Source organism: Nocardia aegles (assembly GCF_052545135.1).
In genome coordinates this window covers 1-1,372 of the sequence record NZ_JBQWRI010000041.1, presented here as the reverse complement: position 1 = coordinate 1,372, position 1,372 = coordinate 1, and the positions used below count along the sequence as shown (strand labels likewise).

1 protein-coding gene is annotated in these 1,372 nt (G+C 62.1%); it reads left to right on the top strand.

Going from position 1 to position 1,372, the window contains the following annotated elements:
- Positions 1-93: 93 nt before the first annotated feature.
- Positions 94-1,372, top strand: a 1,279-nt coding sequence (locus ACT89H_RS29350) for a condensation domain-containing protein (protein ID WP_445111913.1), incomplete at its 3' end; no start/stop codon positions are given.

Below are 1,372 nucleotides of genomic sequence, written 5' to 3'. Positions count from 1 at the left end.
CGGCCTGGTTTGGTGGTGATGCCGCGTCCGGATCGGGTTCCGTTGTCATTTGCTCAGCAGCGGATGTGGTTTTTGAATCGGTTCGAGGAGGGGGTGGCGACCTACAACATGCCGGTGGCGTTCCGGTTGAGGGGTGCGGTCGATGCGGAGGCGTTGATGGCCGCCATCGATGATGTCGTCGGGCGGCATGAGAGTTTGCGCACGGTGTTCATCGAAGTCGATGGGGCAGTAGAGCAGCAGGTGTTGGCGCCCGCGTCGTGGTTCAGGGGCAAGCCGGTCGAGATGATTGACGAGGCCGGGTTGCCGGCCCGGCTGGCCGAGTTCGCTCGACATGTTTTCGACCTGTCGATCGAGATCCCGTTGCGGGCTGAGCTGTTCGCCGTTGACGGTGGTGAGTATGTGCTGGCCCTGGTGATGCATCACATTGCCTCGGATGGGTGGTCGTTGGCGCCGTTGGCTCGTGATGTGTTGACTGCCTACCAGGCCCGGCGGCATGGTGGGGAACCGCAGTGGCAACCTCTGCCGGTGCAGTACATCGACTACACATTGTGGCAACGTGAGATCTTGGGCGAGGAATCCGATCCCGACAGCGTGATCGCCCAGCAGTTGAGCTACTGGTCCGGTGAATTGCGCGGGCTACCAGATGTATTGGCTCTCCCTGCTGATCGGCCGCGGCCTCCGGTGGCCAGCTACGTGGGCGGTCGGGTGGAGGTGATCATCTCGCCGGAGACGTGGGCGGCGATCAAGCAGTTAGGGCTGCGCAGCCAGGCGACGCCGTCGATGGTGCTGCAGTCGGTGCTGGTGGTGTTGTTGCACCGGATCTGCGGTGAGCGTGACATTGCGATCGGGGCGCCGATCGCCGGGCGGATGGACGACGCGCTCGACGATCTGGTCGGTTTCTTTGTCAATACCTGGGTGCTGCGCGTTCCCATTACCGAGGATCGGGAATTCGGGGACATTCTCGAGATCGTTCGGGAGAAGGCGCTGGGCGCCTACAGCCATCAGGACGTGCCCTTCGAACGGCTGGTGGAGTGGATCAATCCGACTCGATCGACGGCCTACCACCCACTGTTTCAGGTGGCACTGGCCTTCCATAACAATGTCCGTGCCGAGGTTGATCTCGACGGCGTCACCGTCGACACGATCGGCCTGTCCACCGACACCGCGAAATTCGATCTTGACTTCGACCTCGAGGAAGCCGTCGAAGGCGACACCGGCCAGGCCATGGTGACCGGAGCTGTTTCCTATGCCACCGACCTGTTCGACCACGCCACGGTGCAACGGATGGTCACCTGGTATCACCGCATTCTGGAGGCGGTGGTGGTTGATTCGTCGGTGGTGGTTGGTGATATCGATTTGATGGACGCCGCTG